This window comes from Photobacterium sp. WH24 (genome assembly GCF_019204055.1).
GTDB lineage: Bacteria > Pseudomonadota > Gammaproteobacteria > Enterobacterales > Vibrionaceae > Photobacterium > Photobacterium arenosum.
Genome location: NZ_JAGSOZ010000046.1, coordinates 1 through 1,352, shown reverse-complemented (window position 1 = coordinate 1,352; position 1,352 = coordinate 1). Strand labels below are relative to the sequence as shown.

1 protein-coding gene is annotated in these 1,352 nt (G+C 44.6%); it reads left to right on the top strand.

The window, feature by feature from the left end; translation table 11 throughout:
• Window positions 1-70 precede the first annotated feature (70 nt).
• Window positions 71-1,339, top strand: coding sequence for an IS4 family transposase (locus KCG43_RS21245; protein WP_218387448.1), 1,269 nt, complete (start codon window positions 71-73; stop codon window positions 1,337-1,339).
• The last annotated feature ends 13 nt before the right edge of the window (window positions 1,340-1,352 follow it).

Here is a 1,352-nt window from a genome sequence, read left to right as displayed (position 1 = left end):
TAGAAAAAAGGCTTCACTTATGATCTGATAATCGTCGCCAAACAAACAACCAGAATCAACCGTGAAGCCGATGACGATTATCTCTTTAAAGAAGCAACTGATGCAATTCTTCGATGCCAGTTTCCTCGAAAAAACTGCAAGAAAGTGTGGTTTTACTCAGCGGGCCAGAGCAATTCAGCCTCAACAATTGGTACTCAGCCTTCTCGCGGCTTTGAGCAAGGGCAACTGCCACGCCATTGCCGATCTTCATCGCCAGTTCAACGGGATGTGTCTGAGTGAAAAGCAAAATGTGGCTTATAAGCCTTTTCATAACCAGTTGCGAAAAGATAGTTTTGCCGACTTTATGAAAGAGCTGGTCAAATTTGCAACAGTTCAGCTACTCCAGAAGAGTTCCCGTTCAATGCCAGCAAAGTTATCTCATTTCGACGATGTTATTCTGCAGGATGGCAGTTCTTTTCGAGTTCACGACGGACTTCGTGAGGTTTTTCCAAGCCGTTTCAAAAACTATCCGGCTGCGATTGAATGTCATATGACCATGTCGCTGTTTGACCAGTCACCAAAAACGATGACAGTAACGGCAGATACAGCATCTGAGCGGACGTACTTGCCCACACCTGGCAACATAGAGAAAAAATTGCTTTTAGCCGATGCTGGCTATGTGGATTTTAGCTATTTCGAGCAACTTTCTCGTCATAACGGCCATTTTATCGTCCGTGGCGGTAAATCACTTAACCCAACGATTGTTAATGCCCACAATGGCAATGGTCGGCGATTACCAAGATTAATAGATATGAAACTCAAGGATATTAGCCGAAAAACTAACCGCTCCGAAGTTCTTGACCTGAGATGCAAGCGAGGAAAGTATGAGTTCCGGGTGGTGCGTCGATGGTTCGCTGAAGAAAAGCGTTTTTGTCTGTGGTTGACAAACTTGCCGACATCACAATTTTCAGCAGACGATATCATGGCGCTCTATCGGTGCCGGTGGCAAATTGAGTTGCTATTCAAGGAGTTAAAGTCGCATACGAATTGGCGTCGTTTTGTAACGGCACAAAAAGCCATTGCTGAGGGGCTGATATGGGCCAGTTTGCTAGCGCTGATTGTTCGGCGAAGTATCGCCATAACCAGCCTGCCGTCAGTATCTGTATTTAAAGCGGCAAAAAATGTTGATGTTTGGCTACTGCCAATATTGGAAAGCTTGATGCACCAAGCAAGGTCTGAAATATCAGGGCGACTGGAATGGGCTATGGTATATATATCAATGAATGCTCGCAAAGCAGCTCAGAGAAAATCCAAGAAAGACAGAACCTTAGATGGAATTTATGAAAAGCTTAATGCTTAAGGTCCTGTCTATG

Coding starts and splice junctions, on each gene's coding strand:
- KCG43_RS21245 (WP_218387448.1), top strand. CDS start 71: ATGACGATTATCTCTTTAAAGAAGCAACTGATGCAATTCTTCGATGCC.